The sequence below is a fragment of the Tistrella mobilis genome (assembly GCF_041468085.1).
Classification (GTDB): Bacteria; Pseudomonadota; Alphaproteobacteria; order Tistrellales; family Tistrellaceae; genus Tistrella; species Tistrella mobilis_A.
Genome location: NZ_CP121017.1, coordinates 1,678,079 through 1,696,280, shown reverse-complemented (window position 1 = coordinate 1,696,280; position 18,202 = coordinate 1,678,079). Strand labels below are relative to the sequence as shown.

Here is an 18,202-nt window from a genome sequence, read left to right as displayed (position 1 = left end):
GGTCCAACTCCGTTCGTTCTTCAGTTGCCGTTTCCGGGAGCAGCCGGGGTTGCGAGCGTCCCGCCCTCCACTGCACCTTCCGCACCGGGCGGCAGCTTGCGCCGCTCGGCGAGTTCCGTCGTCACCTCACGCGCGCGGACCGGGTCCATCTGGGCCAGGATCGGCGCGGTGCGGCGCTCTTTCATACGTTCCATCACCTGCATCAGCACCGGCAGGTCCAGGCCCTGGAAGATCCGGGCGGCATCTTCGGGCTCCATCGCCTCGTAGATGCGGACCAGGCGCTGATACTCACTCTCCTGTGCCTCGCTGACCTTGCCGAGCAGGGACTCGATCTCGGTCTGGATGGAACGGAGCTGGGCGATCTTGTCGTCGATGCGGGTCTCCATCGCCGCCAGCAGCCGCTCGCGCTCGTCCACCCGGGCCTGACGCTCGTCAAGCTCGCGGCGACGTTCGGACAGGCGCTGCAGAACGGCCACCTCGCCGCGGGTCAGCTTGCTGACGTCGATCGGCTCGGCCCCTTCGCTCCCCGACGGCACCTCAGGGGTGCGGAAGGCGTCGGTCGCGATCGGCCGGTCGGGTGCCGGTGCCGGCGCCGCAGGCGCAGATGGTGCAGCCTCGGCCGCAGCCGGGGCAGCACCGCCTTCGGTTCCGGGCTTGCCGTCGGGCGGGGTGGGCGGCACCGCCTGCGCCTCGGCAGGCGCGCCGCCGACACCGATCTCCACCGCCGGATCCCGGCCGTCGAAGATGTCGACCACGCGCACCGACAGCATCAGTGCCGCCACGAAGATCGTTGCCGGCAGCAGACGCAGGCCAAGCGGTCCCGAGCGGCGCTGCACCGCGGCCACGCTGCGGGCGGGCGCCGCCGCGGCCTGCGCTGCCGTTGCCTGTGGCGCGGGCGGTACCGCCCGGCCATTGCGGGTCAGGAAGGCCATCAGTCACCCCCCTTCAGCATGCGCAGGATCGCCGCCGTGGTTTCGGCGCGGCTGCGCTGGGCGCGCGGCTGTGCAGGCTCGGGTGCCGCCGCCGGCCGCTCCGCGCGCAACGGCCGGTCGTCGTCCTCGTCATCGAAGTCGTGGGCCCGGGGTTCTGCGGCGCCATTGCGTCGCGACGATCCGCCCTGGACTGCCGGATCGGGCCGGGCAGCCGCCATGGGAGCCGCGGCACGGTTCTGCGCCTCCACCCGGGCCACCTGGACGGCAGCCTCCAGCCGGTCGGCCAGCTTGCCGCCATGATCGATCATGAAAGCCAGATCCTCGCGCAGGACCTGGGCTTCCCCCAGCTTGGGTCCGATCTCCTCGGCGGTGGCGGCGCTGGCCGCCTTCAGCCCGGCAATGCCGGCTTCCGCCCGGCGGGTGGCTTCGATGAAATTGTCAATCAGTCTGGGCAGTTCGCTCTGGGCGGCACGCAGCTCCCCCAGGCGCCGGTGCAGGGCGACGCAATAGCCGATGGTGGCGCCCAGCAGCACCACCAGCGTCACGTCGAGAATCATGCCCAGGCTGAAGCTCATCGTGTCATCTTCGACTTGCGCACGCTGTCCTTGAGCTGGACCGCGATGTTATCCATAACCCGCCCCAGGCGGCCGCGCGCCAGCGGCACACTGCCGCAGCGCACCAGCACATCGGAATTCGGCCGCGCATTCAGCTTCAGGGTGGTGCCCACCTTGAACCTCATCACCTCGCCCAGGGTCAGGGTCTGTTCATCGAGCAGAGCCTCGACGGTCACGTTCGTATACCACAGCTCCTGAGCGAGATGAGTCTCCCAGATCGTATCGCGGCCGAACTTCTCGCCCATGAACATCTGAAGCAGCAGTTCGCGCACCGGCTCCAGCGTCGCATAGGGTATCAGGATCTCAAGCCGGCCGCCGCGATCCTCCATATCCACCCGGAACCGCGCCACGATCGCGGCATTGGCACCACGGGCGATGGTCGCGAAGCGGGGGTTGGTCTCCAGCCGCTCGAACTTCATGTTCACCGGGCTCAGCGGATCGAAGGCCGCGGACAGGTCGTTCAGCACCACCCGGATCATCTGCTCGACCAGGTTGCGCTCGATGGTCGTATAGGGCCGGCCCTCGATGCGCATGATCGTGGTACCACGCCGACCGCCCAGCAGCACGTCGACGATCGAATAGATCAGCGAGCTGTCGACCGTGACCAGGCCGTAATTGTCCCATTCCTCTGCCTTGAACACCGCGATCATCGCGGGCAGCGGAATCGAGTTCAGGTAGTCACCGAAGCGGATCGACGAGGTGCTGTCGAGAGAGACTTCGACATTGTCCGAGGTGAAGTTACGCATCGACGTCGTCATCTGCCGCTGGAGGCGGTCGAACACCACTTCCAGCATCGGCAGACGTTCGTAAGAGACCAGAGAGCTGTTGATGATCGCCCGGATACCCGAACGTTCCTCATCCCCCTCATCGCCCTGGTCGAAGCCCAGCAGGCTGTCGATTTCGTCCTGGCTGAGCGCGCGCGTGCCCTCTTCGGCGAAGAGCGCATCGACATCGCCCTGATCGCCGCCGCCCTCGCCGGAGCCCTCGGCCGCCATCATCGCTTCCCATTCGGCGGCGATGGCGTCTTCGTCGGGGCTGCCGTCTTCGTCGTTGGGATCGGCCATGGACCTGGTCTCCTTCCGGCAGAGGCGGTGCGGCCGTGGCCGCGGCCCTCCTCGCCTACTGGACGAGCATCTCGCGGAACAGCACGTCGTTCACCACGACGGGCCGGGCCGCCACATTCACCCGGTCGAGCAGCTCCTCGCGGAGACGGTAGATGCCGGCGGACCCGCTCAGATCCTCGACACGCATCTCGCGCAGATAGACCTGGAAGCTGTCGACGATGCGCGGCAGCACCTTCTCGACCAGAGGCGTATCTTCCTGCTTCTGGAGTTCGAGGGAAACCTTCAGCTTGAGGAAACTCACACGTTTGCCGCCGGTATTCAGGTTCACCAGCATCTCGGGGAGATCGTAGTACACCGCGGTCAACGGATCGCGGGCCTGCTGGCCGGCCGGGGCCGCGCCATGGCCGCCGCCGGCGGCAGCGGTGGCGCCGTGGCCGCCCGCATCGCCTTCCGCATGCGCCGCGTCCTCGCCGCCACCACCTATCATGCCGGTCAGGAAGGCGGCAGCCCCGCCACCGCCGATCAGCAGAAGAGGGAGCAGGATGAAGAGGATCAGCTTTTTGCCGCCCTTCTTCTTCCCCTCGCCCTCGCCGTCCATACCGACTGCCTCGTCTGCCATCGTCCAAGCTTCCCGCTACTGTCCGTCCCGTCGGAGATCCGGGCACATGCCTCTGACTTACCAGATCGTCCGCCTCTGACGGCGCTGCAAGCCCTGGTGCAGTCCGATCCGCAGGCGCGGCCGTCCTCTCCACCGTTCAGCCGTACCCTAATCGGAACACGGTTAACAAGCTCTTGCAGTGCACCACGGACCGGCAATTTTTTCCTGACCGCCGTGAAGCCACCCCGCAGATCCTGCCGCCCGGCAGGTCCGGATCCCGCCCCGCGCAGTGCCGGCGCCGTCTCGTTTCTTTTGTTCACAACAACTTATAGAGTTGGCATGGTGTCTGCATATAGGTTCGCCGACCCGCCGGGATGCCGGCAGCAGAGCGTTTCGAGGCCGATCCGATGCAAAACACCAGTTATGTCGCCCTGTCGCGTCAGATGACGATGGCCCGCGAGCTGGAGCTGGTGGCGAACAACATCGCCAACGCGGAGACCACGGCCTATCGCGGCGAGCGGATGATGTTCACCGACTTCCTCTATGATCCGTCCGACGCGCCCAAGACCCATTTCGCCCGCGACGTCGCCGTCGTCCGGAACCTGGCCCAGGGCCGGCCGATCGAGACCGGCGCACCGCTGGACGTGATGATCGAGGGCGACGGCTATTTTCAGGTCGAAACCCCCTTCGGCCCCCGCTACACCCGCAACGGCAAGTTCTCGACCGATGTCGACGGCCGGCTGGTGAGCGTGACCGGCGACCCGGTCGCAGCGGCGGGCGGCGGCACCATCACCGTGCCGCTGAACGACGGCCCGATCCGGGTCGGCGCCGACGGCACGGTGGCAACCGATGCGGGCCCGGTCGCGCAGATCGCGGTGGTGAATTTCGAGAGTGAATATCTGCTGCGCAAGACCCAGTCCGGTCTGTATGCCACCGATGCGGAACCGCAGGAAGTTGAAGAACCCAAGATCGTGCAGGGCATGATCGAAGGTTCCAACGTCCAGCCGGTGGTGGAGATGACCCGGATGATGTCGCTGCTGCGCGCCTTCGAGGCCGCCCAGAACGTCATCGACACCGAACACGACAACCAGCGTCGCGCCGTCGAGCGCATTCTCCGTCAGGCCTGAGCCGGCTGACCCCAGGACGTACAGGATCGGAAGAGAGAGGCCAGGCAGATGAGATCGCTCAGCATCGCAGCCACCGGCATGGTCGCCCAGCAGACCAATGTCGACGTGATCGCGAACAACATCGCCAACATGAACACCGCCGGCTACAAGGTGCGGCGCCCGGAATTCCAGGATCTGCTCTACCAGAACCAGCGCCGCGTCGGCTCGGCCTCGTCGGATGTGGGCACGATCGTGCCGTCGGGCGTGCAGATCGGCCTGGGCGTGCGCACGGCCTCGGTCTACCGCATCACTCTTCAGGGCCCGCTGGAGGTCACCGACAACCCGCTCGACCTCGCGATCCAGGGTGACGGCTATTTCCGGGTGGCGCTGCCCAATGGCGACGACGCTTATACCCGCGCCGGTTCCTTCCAGCTGTCGCCCCAGGGCGCGATCGTCACCGCCGACGGCTTCACCGTTCAGCCGCAGATCGTGATCCCGCCCGAGGCGACCGAAATCTCGATCAACCCGACCGGCGAAGTTCAGGTGAAGCTGGCCGGCCAGGTGGATCCGCAGAATGTCGGCCAGCTGGAACTGACCATCTTCGCGAACGAGGGCGGCCTGGAAGCGCTGGGCAACAACCTCTTCGCCCAGACCCCCTCTTCGGGTGAGCCCGCCAATGCCGTGCCGGGGACCGCCGGCTACGGCACGCTTCTGCAGGGCTATATCGAGCGCTCCAACGTCGATCCGGTGAAGGAAATCACCAATCTGATCACCGCCCAGCGTGCCTACGAGATGAATTCGAAGGTCATCACCGCCTCGGACGAGATGTACTCCACCGTCACCAAGCTGCGCTGATCACCCTCTTCCGTCTTCCTCTTCCGCCTCTTCCGTTACCGGAGCCCGGCCGCCATGACCCGCCCCACCGCCCGCCTTACCCGTCATCTCCGCGCCGCCGGCCTTGGCCTGCTGCTTGCCGGCGTTGCCGTGGTCCCGGCCATGGCCGGGGTCGTTCTGCGTGCTGCATCGGATGTCGGCGGCGCCCAGGTCCGCCTGTCTGACCTGTTTGACGGCCTGACGCCGGACACCGGCAGCCTGATCGCCTTCCCTGCTCCGGCCCCCGGCGAGAGCATGACGGTGAGCGCCCGCCAGCTGGACGGCATGGCCCGCCGGGCAGAAATTGCCTGGCAGCCGTCGACCGGCACGGAAGAAGTGACCATCACCCGCCGGGGCCAGCGCATCCCGCGTGAGCAGATCGACGCGCTGATCACCGACGCGCTCGACCGCGCACCCGGTGCCGGCATGGCCGACGAATACCGGCTGGACTATACCGGCCGCGCGCCCGAAATCACCGTGGCCGAAGGGCTGGAGGTGATGCCGCGCCTGGCCGATTTCGTCTACGACCCGCGCAGCGAGCGCTTCTCGGCCCGGATCGAGGTCGATCAGGGCGAAGGCCTTGCGCCGCTGGTGGTTGTGGCTGCGGGGCGCGCCACCGCGGTGGTCTCGGTGCCGGTCCTGCGCGAGCGGCTGGCCCGGGGCGCCATCATCGGTGCCGGCGATATCGACCTGATCGAGGTAGAGCGCCGCCGGCTGACCAACCAGCAGGTGACCGACCCCAACCAGCTGATCGGCCAGGCCCTGCGCCGCCCGGGCTATCCCGGCCGGCCGCTGATGGCCCGCGACGTCGGCACCCCCCAGCTGATCCGCAAGGGCGAAATGGTCACCATGATCTTCCGCCGCGGCGGGCTGGTGCTCACCGCCCAGGGCCAGGCGCTGGACGATGGCGGCGAAGGTGAGACCGTCCGGGTGCTGAACCCGCGCAGCCGCAACACCGTCTACGGCCGGGTCGCCCCCGACGGCACCCTGGAAGTGGGTGATGCCGGCCCCAGCCTTGCTCGCAACTGACCGGCCGCCCTGCCCGCGTTTCGACCCTGCCCGAGCTTTCACTTATCCAGGCTTTCCGAGATCGAGGACCGCATCATGACGACGGCCCGCACCTCCCGCACCTCTGCCCCTGCCCGGACCGGCCGCCGCTTCGGTGGCGCCCATGTCGCCGTCCTCGGCCTGGCCCTCGCCCTCGGCGCCTGCAATGCCGGTGAGCGGCTGTCGAATATCGGCAAGGCACCCGACCTGTCGCCGATCGACAACCCCACTCAGACGGAAGGCTACAAGCCGGTCTCGATGCCGATGCCGCCGGTGCGCGCCGATACCCGTGCGCCCAACTCATTGTGGAAGGCCGGTGCCCGCGCCTTCTTCGACGATCAGCGCGCCAAGCAGGTCGGCGACATCCTGACCGTGAAGGTCACGATCAATGATCGCGCCCAGATCAACAACCGCACCAACCGGTCGCGCACCAACAGCGAAAAGATCGGCCTCGACGGCTTCTTCGGTGTCGAAAACCAGCTGGGCAAGGTGCTGGCCGAGCCGATCGATCCGGGCAGCCTGGTCGATCTCGGCTCGTCGACCAGCAATGTCGGCCAGGGCGGCGTGCAGCGGACCGAGGCGGTGGCGATCTCGATCGCGGCGGTGGTGACCCAGATCCTGCCCAACGGCAATCTGGTCATCAACGGCCGGCAGGAGATGCGGGTGAATTACGAGGTCCGCGAGATCCTGGTTGCGGGCGTGGTCCGGCCGGAAGACATCGCCGGCGACAACAGCATCCCGCACGACAAGATCGCCGAGGCCCGCATCGCCTATGGCGGCCGCGGCCAGATCTCGGACGTGCAGCAGCCGCGCTACGGCACCCAGGTCATGGACATCCTGCTGCCCTTCTGAGTCAGGGCGCGCCGATCAATGCAGACGGCCGGTCGGCCCCGGGGGAAGATCTCCGGGGCCGACCGGCTTTCTGACCACGGCCGGCGGCTCGGGCATGCCGTCGAGACCGAGCGTGCGTTCCGCAGGCAGGGTCACCTGAACCCTGGTACCGAGACCCGGCCGGCTCAATATCTCCAGCCGGCCGCCATGCAGCTCGGCGATCGCGCGCGCAAGCGGCAGACCGAGCCCCGTGCCGCCGCCCCGTCCGCGGCCGGCGGCCAGCTGCTCGAAGGGCTGCAGGGCGGTCGCGATCTGTTCGGGGTCCATGCCGATGCCGTCGTCGACGACCTCCAGCATCACGCCGCCTTCCTTGCGCCGCATCACCGAGAGCGAGACGGCGCCCCCGGCGTCGCTGAATTTCACCGCATTGGACAGCAGGTTCAGCATCAGCTGGCGAAGCTTCAGCCGGTCGGCCAGCACCACCGGCGCCGGATCCGGCAGGTCGATCGACACCTCTATGCCCCGCGTCTCCGCCTGCGGCGTGACCAGGCGCACCGCCTCGCGGCCTATGGCGCCCAGATCGGCATGGCTTTCATCCAGCCGGGCCTTGCCCGCCTCGATCTTCGACAGGTCGAGAATGCTCTCGATGACGCCCAGCAGATGCCGGCCGGCGGAGAGGACATCCGTCAGATAGCCGCGATGACGGTCCGAAGGCGTGCCACCCAGCCCGCCGAGCATGGCTTCAGTGAAGCCGATGATCGCATTCAGAGGCGTGCGCAATTCATGGCTCATATTGGCCAGGAAGATCGATTTGGCCTCGTTCGCCGCCTCGGCCTGTTCCTTGGCCCTGCGCAATGTCTGGGATGCCACGCGATCGGCCGTGGCATCCAGCAGCGCCGCCAGCAGCACGCGCCTGCCGCCATCCACCTCCATCGCGCCTTCGACCCTGAGCCAGCGCGGCTCCTCCCCCGGGCGGCGGATGCGCAGATCCATGCGCAGCGGCGCCCCGGTCTCCACGGTGTGGGCGAGCGCGCGATCGAGCAGCGCCATGTCTTCGGCGACGACATAATCCGCCAGCCGCTCGAAGGGCAGCGGGCCGGACGCAGGCGGGCGGTCGAACAGCCGGTAGGTTTCGGCCGACCACCAGACCGTACCGGTCGCCGGATCCCATTCCACGATGCCCAGGCCGGCCACGCGCTGGGCCGATGCCAGGCTGCGTTCGCTCAGGCTCAACCGCCGCATCATCACGGTCTGCTCCGTCACGTCGTCGACCACGATGATGACATGGTTGAGCCGGTCGTCGCCCTCCGCCAGGGTGTCGCGCACCAGGCTGGCCGTCACCCGCAGCCAGATGGCTTCGCCGGCGCGGATCACCCGGCAATCGGTTGACAACACGTCCGTCTGTCCCGCGAGCAGGGCGGTCACCCCGGCGATCCAGTCCGGGCGGTCGTCGGGATGCACGAAATCATCCACCCGACGCCCGCGCAGGGTCTGTGTCGGCAGGCCGAAAATAGTGGCGAAGCGGCTGTTGCTGCGCTCGATCGTTCCGGCCGGGCTCAGATGGGCAATGCCCACGGCCGCGTGGTCGAACGTGCTGCGGAAGCGGCGCTCGCTGATCGCCAGGCGTTCAACGGTCTCAACCAGCCGCCGCTCGGTGTCGTCATGGGCCATGATTTCGGCCTCCAGCTGGCGCAGGGTGGCCAGATTGCCGGCCCGCGCTTCTTCCAGCATCGCCGCGCGCTTCTGGGTGCGCCGCAGCAGCCCGGCGGCCATGCCGGTCACGGCAAATCCGGCCAGCAATACGGCCAGCGCCGGTACTTCGATCGTCCAGCGCCCGGGCATGTCGCTGCCGGCCGCGATCTTGATCCGGAACAGACGGTCGCCGACCTCCACCGCCCGGACCCGGACCCAGGCAGAGGGATCGGACCCTTCCGGCATCCGGTCATAAATTCTCGGTGACACGGCGGCGGCCGAGGGCACGCGTTCGATCGGCCGAAGGCTGAGCTTGCCGGCACGCGTCAGGTCGTCGGTTCGCCGGCCGACATCATCGACCAGCCGCATGGCGTCGATCAGGCCGATCACCACGTCGAGCCCGCCGACCCGGCCACCCGTACGGACCGGAATGGCGAAGAGCAGCCCCGCGACGGGGCCGCTGGCATCCGGATGACCGAACGGTTCCACCGCCGTCGCACCCGAGAACAGGGCCCGTTCCACCAGACGCGTCATGGCCGACGGGTCGGCGAGGAGATCGGTGGAGAGCTGTGCGGTTTCGCTGCCCGGCCGGATTGCGTTTCCAGCCTGGACCAGAACCTGCCGTTCCAGCCGCGCCGCGACGAGATCCACCTCATCGGGCAGCATCTCCCCCGGCACCGGCAACGTGTCCCGCAATGGCGACACGATCTGGCCGCGATACCAGGCCAGAGCACTGATCGCCGGCGCCCGCTGGCGGGCCGAAACGACATAGCGTTCGAATTCGTCGGCCGAGATTTCGTCGGACGATGCAAATAAGGCCGCGAGATCATCGGCGACACCGATATGGCGATCGATGTCGAGCGCCATCGCGGCCGCCGTGGCAGTGGCGATCTCGGAAAAGGCATGACGGCTGTCCTGAAGCCGGTCATGTCGGGCAATCGACCAGACGACGATCGAAAAGGCGATCCCCAGCGACGCCACGATGATCAGCCAACGGCGCTCACGCCGGCGCCGCTGTTCCATCGATATCGTCGGATCGCGTTCACCCCTCGGCCCGCTCAAGGCCATGCACGACCGTCCATCGGCAGCCACGCCCCCACGTGTTCCCGGCACCTGCCTCCCGCGGGGCCATCCCCCTCCCCGCACGCAACCGCTACACGACTATGGCATCACATCCGACGCCGGACCACCCTTCAGCTGACAGGGCTCGTCGGCACCCATATCAAGAATAAGGGGCGCACCGATGTTCCCGGCATCGGTGCGCCCCTTACGTCTTCAAGGTTGCGGGGTCATGACACACCCCGCTTCCGGTGCGTGGCCCCGCGGTCAGTCGTCGCGATAGCTGCGCTCGCGGCGCTCGTGGCGTTCCTGGGCATCAATGCTGAGGGTCGCGATCGGCCGGGCGATCAGCCGCTTCAGGCTGATCGGCTCGCTCGTCTCCTCACAATAGCCGTAGGAACCATCCTCGATGCGCTTCAGCGCAGCATCGATCTTGGAAATCAGCTTGCGCTGACGGTCGCGTGTGCGCAAATGGATCGACCAATCGGCCTCTGCCGAGGCACGGTCGGTGATGTCCGGCTCCTGCAGGCTGTCCTCCTGCAGGTTGCGCAACGTTTCCGAAGATTCACGGAGGATTTCCTCGCGCCACGCCATAAGGCGACGACGGAAGAACTCGACCTGCCGGTCATTCATGAACGGCTCGTCTTCGGACGGCAAGTAGTCGGGCGGCAGCGTGACAGCCATCCTGGTCTCCCCTCAGAGAGGCCATCCACCCACGATGCGGCCGCGGGCAGGTGGTCGCTCGCGTTCCGGTTGGCGGCCGGCCCGCGGGGGAACACGGCGGCCCGTCCGGTCGGGCCTGTAGTTAACCGATACGATCGAGTTTCGCAAGCTCGACGGCAGCACGAACGTCGATCTCGGCCAGAACCTCTGCCAGACGGGGATCGGAGACCTTGCCGCGCTCGGCCTCGACCAGGCTGCGGAGCTGGCCGAGCGCCGCCTTCGGCACGCGCCCGTCCAGCAGGCCCAGGCGAATGTCGTCGAGCAGGTCGAGCATCTGGCCGCCGCGCTCGGCGGCATCGCGGTCGGCATCCTCGCCCCGGCCCGGCACACCCTGCAATGCCAGCAGGGCGTCCATGGCGGTCAGGGGCCCGGCCTTGGCGGGCGCAGCCGTCTGGCGGGCCTCACCTCCGTCGTCGACGCGGCTCGCGAAATCGTCGGAGCTGCCGCTGCGACCCTGGGTCCGACGGCTCTTGGATGCGGGCGCGCCGGTACCGACGCCTGTGACCTTCATTGCCTCGTCAGCCTCCACTGCCTGAAGCGATCCCACCGGGGACCGCGGGCTGCATACGACGTTTATAACAACCGGCACCCGCATCTGTATATCGGCGTGCATGTGCCGGGTGCCAAGCCCCGGCCGCAAGCCGCCATCCATCGCCCCGCTGTTGCAGCGGGAACCCGGCAGTTTCTGCCGGGCACCATGCAGCGCTTGCCGCGGCCCCTGCGGCCGCTTCTGCCCGGCGGCCGCAACCCGCATGCTGAAAACAGCCACAGATCAACAGCTTCTGCCCTGGCACGGTTCTCGCATCTGTGACGACGAAGCGAAGTCCCCCGAACCGGAGCCGATCCGCCCATGTCCGCGTCCCGCCATCTGACCCATGACCGTCCGCGCCGCGCCCTCCGCGCGATCCGCGCCGTGTTCGCGGCGTCGCTGGTCGCCGTGGCGGCCATCGCCCTGCCCACCGGCGCGCTGGCGCAGTCCCGGATCAAGGACATCGCCGACATCGAAGGCGTGCGCGACAACCTGCTGGTCGGCTATGGCCTGGTCGTCGGCCTGAACGGCACGGGCGACAGCCTGAACAATGCCCCGTTCACCGAGCAGAGCCTGGTGGCGATGCTGGAGCGTCTGGGCGTCAACAGCCGCGGCTCGCGCCTGCGCACCGACAATGTGGCGGCGGTGATGGTCACCGCCAACCTGCCCCCCTTTGCCCGCCAGGGCAGCCGGGTGGACGTGCGCGTGTCGGCGATCGGCGATGCGGAATCGCTGCTGGGCGGCACCCTTCTGGTCACCCCGCTGCTGGGTGCCGATGGCGAGATCTACAGCGTCGCCCAGGGCCAGGTCGCCGTCGGCGGCTTTTCGGCCCAGGGTCAGGGCGCCTCGATCACCCAGGGCGTGCCGACCGTGGGCCGGATCGCGAGCGGTGCGATCGTCGAGCGCGAGGTGACCTTTGCCTTCGACTCGCTCGACCAGGTGACGATCGCGCTCCGCAATCCCGATTTCACCACCGCCCAGCGCATCGCCTCAGCCGTCAACGCCTATATGGGCGGCGCCATCGCCAAGGCCACCGATCCCGCCAGCGTGCGGGTCCAGGTCCCGGCCCAGTGGCAGGGCGACGTCTCCGGGCTGATGACCCAGATCGAACAGCTGCGCGTGCAGCCCGACCAGGTCGCCAAGGTGGTGATCGACGAGAACAGCGGCATCATCGTGATGGGCGAAAACGTCCGGATCGACACCGTCGCCATCGCCCAGGGCAACCTGACCATCCGGATCACCGAAACCCCGCAGGTCTCGCAGCCCGGCCCCTTCTCCCAGGGCCAGACCGCAGTGGTACCGCGCACCAATATCGAGGTCGACCAGGGCGCGGATCGCAAGCTGGCGGTACTGCCCAAGGGGGTCACGCTTCAGGAACTGGTCGACGGGCTGAACATGCTCGGCATCAGCCCGCGCGACATGATCTCGATCCTGCAGGCGATCAAGGCCGCAGGCGCCCTCCAGGCCGAAATCGAAGTGATGTGAGGACCGGTCAGATGTCGATCAGCAGCTCCGGCACCCTTGCCACCCCGCTCATCCCCTCCGCCCTTTCGGGCGCCCAGAACCGCGATGCTCAGGGCCGCGTCGAGACCGGTCGGCTCAACCAGCTGGCCACCGGCCGCAGCATCGACATCGACAAGGCCCGCGACAAGACCGAAGCCCTGGAAGGGGTTTTTCTGTCGCGGCTGATGTCGACCATGCTGGAAGGCGTCGATCTGATGCCCGGCATGGGGGACGGCGCCGGCGCCCGGGCGGCGGAAGACTTCCAGAAGTCGATGCTGGCCGAGAAGACCGGACAGGCCATGGCCCAGGCCGGCGGCATCGGCCTCTCGGCCGAGGTTCTCGACCAGTTGATCCGCATCCAGGAAGCCCAATCCTGACCCGTCGCCACCCTGACCCCGGACCACTCCTGCTTCTGCCGTCCTGAAACGCCTGCCCTTTGCCCGGAGCTTCGTCATGCCCGCACCCACCGACGTCATCACTGCCGGCCAGGACGGCCTCGCTGCCGCCATTCGCGCCGCGGCCAGCCGTCCGAATCCCGAGGTCACCACCCTGGTCGCCGATCTCGCCCATGTGGTCGAGGAACTGACCCGGGTGCTGGAAGAGGAAACCGCCGCGCTGTCCGTCAAGGACATGGACCGGATGCGCGCATTGCAGGCAGACAAGCAGCGCCTTGGTCGCGGTTATGAACAGCTCTACGCCCTGCTCGGCCGGCAGGATCAGGCGGCCGTGCGCGCGGCCCCGGATTTCGGGCGCCTGGGCGCGGCCGCCCCGCGCTTCGCCGAAGCGGTGAAGGAAAACCTCCGCCGCATCGGCGCTGCCCGGTCGCTCAACGAACGGATTCTGGGCGCGGTGCGCAGCGCCATCGTCCGGGCGCAGGCCCCCGCCACCGTCTACGGCGCCAACGGCCGCGCCTGCACCGCAGGCCGCGCCGGCACCATCCGGGCGGGTGCGATCAGCGTGAACACCAGCATCTGATCAAGCCCCCGAACCGCCGGAGCCCTTCCCCATGTCGCTCTCCCTCGACGCCGCCTTCCGCAACGCGACCACCGGCCTGAACGCGGCCCAGGCGGGGCTGTCGGTGACGTCGCAGAACGTCGCCAACGCCAACACCCCCGGCTATACCCGCAAGACGGTCGTCCAGGAATCGGCCACCATCGGCGGCTATGGCATGGGCGTGCGGGTGACCGGCGTCGAGCGCGAGGTCGACAACTATCTGCGTGCCGAACTGCGCCGGGCCACCGCCGAAGAGGCGCGCGACAGCACCCGCGCCTCTATCCTGGATCAGGTGCAGAGCATGTTCGGCAAGGTCGGCGGCAGCAACTCGATCTCGGCCGATCTGGATGCCTTCCTCACCCAGCTCGAATCGGTCGCCAATGCCACCGAGTCGGGTAGCGAACGCTACAATCTGGTCTCGTCCGCCAAGGCGCTGACCGACCGGCTGAACACCAACGCCGCCCAGGTCGGTCAGGTCCGCGCCGATACCGATGCCAAGATCGGCGACTCGGTCGAGGCCGCGAATGCCGCACTCCGCCAGATCTATGACCTGAACGCCCGCATCCAGCGCGCCAATGCGCTGGGCGAATCGGCTTCGGAGCTTGAAGACAAACGCGATATCGCGATCGCGAACCTCTCGGCCGAGATCGACGTCGAGATCGTGAGCGGCAGCAATGGCCGGATCGCCATCTATACCGGCGCCGGCCAGACCCTGCTGGACGAAAGCCTGCGTCAGCTGACCTACACCCCGGTGATGGAGCCGGGTAGCGACGCGGTCTACAGCCCGATCAAGGCGGTGGCAGTCGATCCCGACACGCTGGAAGCGCTGAACGACGGCGATGTGCTGGCCTCCGGCGGCACCAGCGATCAGGTCACCTCCACCATCAAGGGCGGCAATCTCGCCGGCCTGCTGCAGGTGCGCGACAAGGATCTGGCGGCGCTGAGCGGTCAGCTCGACACCCTGGCCGACAGCCTGATCGAGCGGATGAACGCGATCCACAACCAGGGCACCGGCTGGCCGGCCCCGGCCTCGCTCACCGGTTCGACCGATGTGACGGCCACCACACCGCTCTCGGCGACCGGCACGTTCCGCATCGCCGCGGTTGCAGCCGACGGCACGCTGGTGGCTCCCCCGCTCGACATCGATCTGTCGACCGTCACCAGCATCGGCGACCTGCGCGACACCATCAATGCCAGCGCGCTCGGCCCCTATGTTTCGGCTTCCATCGTCGACGGCAAGTTCACCCTCACCGCCACGGGTACCGCCGCGGGCATCGCGATGTCCGAAAGCACCAGCCAGGTGACCGACACCGACGGTACGGTGCGCGGCCTTTCGCATCATCTGGGGCTGAACAACCTTTTCGACGGCGACGATGCCTCGACGATTGAAGTCTCCAAGGCCGTGGTCGCCGATCCGGGACGGGTTGCGACCGGGCTTCTGAAGGATACCGCCCTTCTTGCCGGCGACGTCGCCATCACCTCGGGCGACAACCGCAATGCTCAGGCGCTGGCGGTGGGCGTCAACACGGCCCAGGCGATGCCCGGGGTGGGCTCGCTCGCCCGCGGCAACTACACGCTGACCGGCTATGCCTCGGGCATCATCTCCAACATCGCGAGCGTGGCGGCGGAAGCCTCTACCCGCGCCAGCGACTCAGGCATCCTCAAGGAAGATCTCTCTTATCGCGACGCCTCGGTGACGGGAGTGAATATCGACGAGGAGATGAGCAACCTGATCGTGTTCCAGAACGCCTACACCGCATCGGCCCGCGTGCTCACCACGGCGAAGCAGATGTTCGACGAACTGCTCAACATCGTCGGCAACTGACCCGGCCGGCCACTTCATTCAGCATGACGTCCGGCCCCCGCCGGCGCCGCCAGATCCTCTCGATGCAGGTTTCCGATCATGATCCGCGTCACCAACTACGCCCAGATGAACCGCAGCCTGAGCAATATGATGGAGGTTCAGGCGCGGACCTATGACACCAACACCCAGATCTCCAGCGGCAAGGTCGCGCAGAACTATGCCGGCATCGCGGGGGATTCGGAGAAGACGCTGAACCTGCGCTCCGAGGCGACGCGGATCGACAACTACCTGTCGAATGCCAAGGACGTGGATCGTCGGTTGACCCTGATCGATCAGAGCCTTTCGGCGATCGGCGATGCGGCAAGCAGCCTGCGCACCCTGCTGATGCAGGCCACGACGTCGGGACTGTCCGACGCGGTGCCGCTGCAGCAGGAGGCCCAGGGTCTGCTCGACACGGTGACCGGCGCGCTGAACGTGTCGGAAGACGGCCGGTACCTCTTCGGCGGCTCGCGGACCGACACCAAGCCGGTGACCGTTCCGGTTCCCGATCCGGCGGTCTGGGGCGACCCGGATGCCAGCTATTATGCCGGCGACGACGTTGCGCTCAGCGCACGGCTCGACGACCAGATCACCATGGATTACGGCGTCAATGCCGATCGCGAGGGCTTTCAGCAGCTGATCGGCGCGCTGAAAGCGGCGATCGAGGCCGGAGAGATCGGTTCGACCGCGATGGCGGAGACCGCCTTGACCATGGTCAATGACGCGATCGCGACGCTCGCCGATTATCGCGCCGAGGTGGGCACCAACCAGGCCCGGCTCGACAGCATCATCTCCGGCCACGAGGACCGGAAGGTGACGCAGGAAGAAGCCATCTCGGCGATCGAGAATACCGATATCCCTTCGGCCACCATCCGGATGTCCAACGACCAGACCATCCTGGACGCCTCTTACATGATGGTCTCGCAGATCAACCGGATGTCGCTGGCCGATTATCTGAAGTAAGCGCCCACGGGACATCACCTGCCCCCGAAGGGCATCCCCTCTTTCCACCGATCCCCCCCGTAGAGCGGCAAGGCCCATACGGGGACTGCTCAAGCGAAGGAAAGCGTGTCATGCTGACGGCTGTCGCCCATGCTATCCGGATGTCACCCGACATGTCCGAAACCACCGACGCCCCGATGATCCCCGATGCCCCGATGGTGCTCGATACCCGCTTCGGGCCGATCGCCATCGATCCCGATCGCGCCATTGAAATCCCCCGTGGTCTGGTCGGCCTGGGCGGCCGCGGCCGCTTCGCGCTGGCCGATGTCGCCGACGAGCGCATCGACCACCTGAAGATCCTGGTCTCGATCGACAATCCGAAAGTGTCGATGCTGGTGCTGCCGGTGCCGGTCAAGACGGATGCCATCGATGCCGAGGATCTGGACGAAGCGCTGGCCCATCTGGGCATCGCGCGCGCCAACGCCGCCGTGCTGCTGGTGGTCGCCAGCCACCGGGTAGAGGGCGGCGTGCTGCTGACCATCAACCGCCGGGCCCCGATCCTGGTGGATGTGGATGCGCGTCGGGGCTGGCAGCATGTGCTGCACAACCCTAAGTACCCGATCCGCCAGCCGCTGATCGCGGGCTGAGCCCGACCCTGCCGCCCGGACCTCATGGAGCAGGACAGCCCGCGCAATCAACCCGTCCTCGATGCCTTCACCTGTATCGGCCCCGCCTGCGGCGACACCTGTTGTGCCGGCTGGTCGATGCAGGTGGATGACGAGACATGGACGCGCTGGCAGAGCCTGTTCCCGGCGGCGGAGCTGGCGGCACTCACCAGCACCGACGCCGATGCCGGCCGCAGCATGGCCCGCCGCGAGGGTGCCTGCGTGGCGCTGGACCAGGGCTGGTGTCGGCTGCACGCAGCCCATGGCCACGACGTGCTCTCCAAGGCCTGCGGTGGGTTTCCGCGGCGGGTGGCGAGTTTTGCCGATGGCAGCCGGCTGCGCATCGCCCAGCTCGCCTGCCCGGAAATCGCCCGGCTGGCGCTCGACCCCACCTCCGACGACAATATCGGCCCCCCCGCCCCTGCGGGCGAGGGACTGAAGGCGGTCATGGCCCGGCTGGCGACAGATGCCCCGGCCGATCAGCGAATGCGTGCCCTCACCGCGCTCACCGGTTCGGTGGCCCGGTTTGCCGAGACCGAAAAACCCGCCGCGGCAGCGGCGCTTGCCCGATCGATCCTCGACCGCCTGCCCCAGCCGGTGAGAGACCCGCTCGACGAGCCTCGCCTGCTGCTGACCGCGGGTGCCCTGGTACATGCCACGGGCGGCGTCTGGCGGCCGGCGCTCGGACGGCTGACCGGACGGCTGGAGGCGGCGCTGGGCATGACGCTCGATCGAACGACACTCGCGCTCGATATCCGTGGGCCAGACGACCCCGATGCGTTGAGGGCCGCGCGTGACGCAGCATGGCAGCGCCAGGCCGCCCCCTCAGGCCTCGCCCGCATGCTCGATGCCTGGATCGACCATCAGCTCCTGGCCTCTCCCCACGCGCCGGCGGCAGCCCCGCTGCCCACGACCACGCCGGAAACGCTGCCCGGCATCCGGCTGGCCGTCACCTTCGCCATAACGGCGCTCGCCGCGCGGGCGGCGGCCCTGGATCTCGACACCGATGCCGCCCTCCAGGCCGAAGAGGCGCGCGCAGCATTTGCCGCCGATGCAGCCGTGATCGCCCGTCTGTTCGAGCATCTGAGCCGTCCGGCCCTCATCGATGTGCTTGCCACCGAGTGTGGCTGGAACAGCGCAGGGCGCATCCACGGTCTGCTGTCATACACAATGTTGACTTGACGGGCC

At 67.8% G+C, this 18,202-nt stretch carries 18 protein-coding genes; 11 read left to right on the top strand and 7 right to left on the bottom strand.

What is annotated here, in order from left to right:
- Positions 1–20: 20 nt before the first annotated feature.
- Genes P7L68_RS13515 through P7L68_RS13500 form a run of 4 tightly spaced genes read right to left on the bottom strand, consistent with a single transcriptional unit; the run spans position 21 to position 3,229 of the window.
- Positions 21–932 (bottom strand): MotE family protein, encoded by a 912-nt coding sequence (locus P7L68_RS13515; protein WP_372006159.1) that lies wholly within the window; start codon positions 930–932, stop codon positions 21–23.
- The gene (locus tag P7L68_RS13510) at positions 932–1,507 is read right to left on the bottom strand and encodes a DUF6468 domain-containing protein (protein ID WP_372006158.1); all 576 of its coding nucleotides are present in this window, start codon (positions 1,505–1,507) and stop codon (positions 932–934) included. Before P7L68_RS13510 ends, P7L68_RS13515 begins: the two co-directional genes overlap by 1 nt.
- Positions 1,504–2,610: a flagellar motor switch protein FliM gene (gene fliM / locus P7L68_RS13505; RefSeq protein ID WP_014744618.1), complete on the bottom strand. Its 1,107-nt coding sequence runs from the start codon at positions 2,608–2,610 to the stop codon at positions 1,504–1,506. The genes P7L68_RS13510 and fliM overlap by 4 nt, the downstream gene beginning before the upstream one ends.
- Positions 2,611–2,665: 55 nt before the next feature.
- Complete coding sequence (locus tag P7L68_RS13500; RefSeq protein WP_372006157.1) at positions 2,666–3,229, bottom strand: flagellar basal body-associated FliL family protein; 564 nt, start codon at positions 3,227–3,229, stop codon at positions 2,666–2,668.
- A 386-nt stretch (positions 3,230–3,615) separates the two neighbouring features.
- On the opposite strand from P7L68_RS13500, the gene flgF reads away from it, so the two are divergent.
- The 4 genes from flgF to flgH all read left to right on the top strand — a co-directional run bounded on the left by flgF (position 3,616) and on the right by flgH (position 7,086).
- Entirely contained in the window at positions 3,616–4,335 is a 720-nt protein-coding gene (gene flgF / locus P7L68_RS13495) for a flagellar basal-body rod protein FlgF (protein WP_372006156.1), read from the top strand.
- 48 nt (positions 4,336–4,383) lie between these two features.
- Positions 4,384–5,169: a flagellar basal-body rod protein FlgG gene (gene flgG / locus P7L68_RS13490; protein WP_372006155.1), complete on the top strand. Its 786-nt coding sequence runs from the start codon at positions 4,384–4,386 to the stop codon at positions 5,167–5,169.
- Between the two features lie 54 nt (positions 5,170–5,223).
- A complete protein-coding gene (gene flgA, locus P7L68_RS13485) occupies positions 5,224–6,216 on the top strand; it encodes a flagellar basal body P-ring formation chaperone FlgA (protein WP_372006154.1) in 993 nt (330 codons plus the stop codon).
- 75 nt (positions 6,217–6,291) lie between these two features.
- Entirely contained in the window at positions 6,292–7,086 is a 795-nt protein-coding gene (gene flgH, locus P7L68_RS13480; protein ID WP_372006153.1) for a flagellar basal body L-ring protein FlgH, read from the top strand.
- A 15-nt stretch (positions 7,087–7,101) separates the two neighbouring features.
- Here the strand turns inward: flgH and P7L68_RS13475 are convergent, their stop codons facing one another.
- The 3 genes from P7L68_RS13475 to P7L68_RS13465 all read right to left on the bottom strand — a co-directional run bounded on the left by P7L68_RS13475 (position 7,102) and on the right by P7L68_RS13465 (position 11,050).
- On the bottom strand, positions 7,102–9,780 hold the full coding sequence (locus P7L68_RS13475; protein ID WP_372006152.1) for a PAS domain-containing sensor histidine kinase: 2,679 nt from the start codon (positions 9,778–9,780) through the stop codon (positions 7,102–7,104).
- A 303-nt stretch (positions 9,781–10,083) separates the two neighbouring features.
- The gene (dksA, locus tag P7L68_RS13470) at positions 10,084–10,500 is read right to left on the bottom strand and encodes an RNA polymerase-binding protein DksA (protein WP_372006151.1); all 417 of its coding nucleotides are present in this window, start codon (positions 10,498–10,500) and stop codon (positions 10,084–10,086) included.
- Positions 10,501–10,621: 121 nt separating this feature from the next.
- Complete coding sequence (locus P7L68_RS13465; RefSeq protein ID WP_372006150.1) at positions 10,622–11,050, bottom strand: flagellar assembly protein FliX; 429 nt, start codon at positions 11,048–11,050, stop codon at positions 10,622–10,624.
- Positions 11,051–11,389: 339 nt separating this feature from the next.
- Here P7L68_RS13465 and P7L68_RS13460 point away from each other — a divergent pair, with 339 nt between their 5' ends.
- The 7 genes from P7L68_RS13460 to fliB all read left to right on the top strand — a co-directional run bounded on the left by P7L68_RS13460 (position 11,390) and on the right by fliB (position 18,196).
- Entirely contained in the window at positions 11,390–12,553 is a 1,164-nt protein-coding gene (locus P7L68_RS13460) for a flagellar basal body P-ring protein FlgI (RefSeq protein WP_372006149.1), read from the top strand.
- An 11-nt stretch (positions 12,554–12,564) separates the two neighbouring features.
- Complete coding sequence (locus P7L68_RS13455; RefSeq protein WP_372006148.1) at positions 12,565–12,948, top strand: hypothetical protein; 384 nt, start codon at positions 12,565–12,567, stop codon at positions 12,946–12,948.
- A gap of 76 nt (positions 12,949–13,024) precedes the next feature.
- Positions 13,025–13,546, top strand: coding sequence for a hypothetical protein (locus tag P7L68_RS13450; RefSeq protein WP_372006147.1), 522 nt, complete (start codon positions 13,025–13,027; stop codon positions 13,544–13,546).
- A gap of 31 nt (positions 13,547–13,577) precedes the next feature.
- A complete protein-coding gene (flgK, locus tag P7L68_RS13445; RefSeq protein WP_372006146.1) occupies positions 13,578–15,389 on the top strand; it encodes a flagellar hook-associated protein FlgK in 1,812 nt (603 codons plus the stop codon).
- Positions 15,390–15,467: 78 nt separating this feature from the next.
- Positions 15,468–16,370 (top strand): flagellin, encoded by a 903-nt coding sequence (locus P7L68_RS13440; protein ID WP_372006145.1) that lies wholly within the window; start codon positions 15,468–15,470, stop codon positions 16,368–16,370.
- Positions 16,371–16,522: 152 nt separating this feature from the next.
- Complete coding sequence (gene fliW, locus P7L68_RS13435) at positions 16,523–16,996, top strand: flagellar assembly protein FliW (RefSeq protein WP_372006144.1); 474 nt, start codon at positions 16,523–16,525, stop codon at positions 16,994–16,996.
- Positions 16,997–17,020: 24 nt separating this feature from the next.
- The gene (gene fliB, locus P7L68_RS13430; RefSeq protein WP_372006143.1) at positions 17,021–18,196 is read left to right on the top strand and encodes a flagellin lysine-N-methylase; all 1,176 of its coding nucleotides are present in this window, start codon (positions 17,021–17,023) and stop codon (positions 18,194–18,196) included.
- The last annotated feature ends 6 nt before the right edge of the window (positions 18,197–18,202 follow it).

Bases quoted from the DNA above. Each gene is read 5' to 3' on its own strand.
- P7L68_RS13450 (WP_372006147.1), top strand. From the start codon at position 13,025: ATGCCCGCACCCACCGACGTCATCACTGCCGGCCAGGACGGCCTCGCT.
- flgG (WP_372006155.1), top strand. From the start codon at position 4,384: ATGAGATCGCTCAGCATCGCAGCCACCGGCATGGTCGCCCAGCAGACC.
- flgA (WP_372006154.1), top strand. From the start codon at position 5,224: ATGACCCGCCCCACCGCCCGCCTTACCCGTCATCTCCGCGCCGCCGGC.
- P7L68_RS13465 (WP_372006150.1), bottom strand. From the start codon at position 11,050: ATGAAGGTCACAGGCGTCGGTACCGGCGCGCCCGCATCCAAGAGCCGT.
- P7L68_RS13460 (WP_372006149.1), top strand. From the start codon at position 11,390: ATGTCCGCGTCCCGCCATCTGACCCATGACCGTCCGCGCCGCGCCCTC.
- P7L68_RS13510 (WP_372006158.1), bottom strand. From the start codon at position 1,507: ATGAGCTTCAGCCTGGGCATGATTCTCGACGTGACGCTGGTGGTGCTG.
- dksA (WP_372006151.1), bottom strand. From the start codon at position 10,500: ATGGCTGTCACGCTGCCGCCCGACTACTTGCCGTCCGAAGACGAGCCG.
- P7L68_RS13440 (WP_372006145.1), top strand. From the start codon at position 15,468: ATGATCCGCGTCACCAACTACGCCCAGATGAACCGCAGCCTGAGCAAT.
- fliB (WP_372006143.1), top strand. From the start codon at position 17,021: ATGGAGCAGGACAGCCCGCGCAATCAACCCGTCCTCGATGCCTTCACC.
- P7L68_RS13500 (WP_372006157.1), bottom strand. From the start codon at position 3,229: ATGGCAGACGAGGCAGTCGGTATGGACGGCGAGGGCGAGGGGAAGAAG.
- P7L68_RS13515 (WP_372006159.1), bottom strand. From the start codon at position 932: ATGGCCTTCCTGACCCGCAATGGCCGGGCGGTACCGCCCGCGCCACAG.
- flgF (WP_372006156.1), top strand. From the start codon at position 3,616: ATGCAAAACACCAGTTATGTCGCCCTGTCGCGTCAGATGACGATGGCC.
- flgK (WP_372006146.1), top strand. From the start codon at position 13,578: ATGTCGCTCTCCCTCGACGCCGCCTTCCGCAACGCGACCACCGGCCTG.
- fliW (WP_372006144.1), top strand. From the start codon at position 16,523: ATGTCCGAAACCACCGACGCCCCGATGATCCCCGATGCCCCGATGGTG.
- P7L68_RS13455 (WP_372006148.1), top strand. From the start codon at position 12,565: ATGTCGATCAGCAGCTCCGGCACCCTTGCCACCCCGCTCATCCCCTCC.
- fliM (WP_014744618.1), bottom strand. From the start codon at position 2,610: ATGGCCGATCCCAACGACGAAGACGGCAGCCCCGACGAAGACGCCATC.
- flgH (WP_372006153.1), top strand. From the start codon at position 6,292: ATGACGACGGCCCGCACCTCCCGCACCTCTGCCCCTGCCCGGACCGGC.
- P7L68_RS13475 (WP_372006152.1), bottom strand. From the start codon at position 9,780: ATGGAACAGCGGCGCCGGCGTGAGCGCCGTTGGCTGATCATCGTGGCG.